We start from the raw sequence: 205 nt of genomic DNA, 5'->3' as shown, positions 1-205 counted from the left end.
AGTCGGCTTCAGAACTCATGCTGAGCGACCGATACGGCGGACGAGCAGCATGATGGAAGCGGCGTAAAGGAAGGCTTTGGCCGATGCGACCGAGGCTTCGAAGTCTTTAGCGAGGCGCCGGTTTCGGTTGATCCAGGCGAAGAAGCGCTCGACGACCCAGCGCCTCGGCTGACCCGCGAAGCCGACCTGATCGGATTTACGGCGA

Annotated in this window: 1 pseudogene; it reads right to left on the bottom strand. The window is 61.5% G+C overall.

Annotated elements, in window-relative coordinates:
• Window positions 1-15 precede the first annotated feature (15 nt).
• Window positions 16-205: pseudogene (locus tag A9995_RS15810) on the bottom strand (IS5/IS1182 family transposase); the annotation flags it as partial.

Source organism: Erythrobacter sp. QSSC1-22B (genome assembly GCF_001678665.1).
Lineage (GTDB): Bacteria > Pseudomonadota > Alphaproteobacteria > Sphingomonadales > Sphingomonadaceae > Qipengyuania.
Note: the sequence above shows the minus strand (reverse complement) of the source record. Positions and strands in the feature narration are given on the sequence as shown.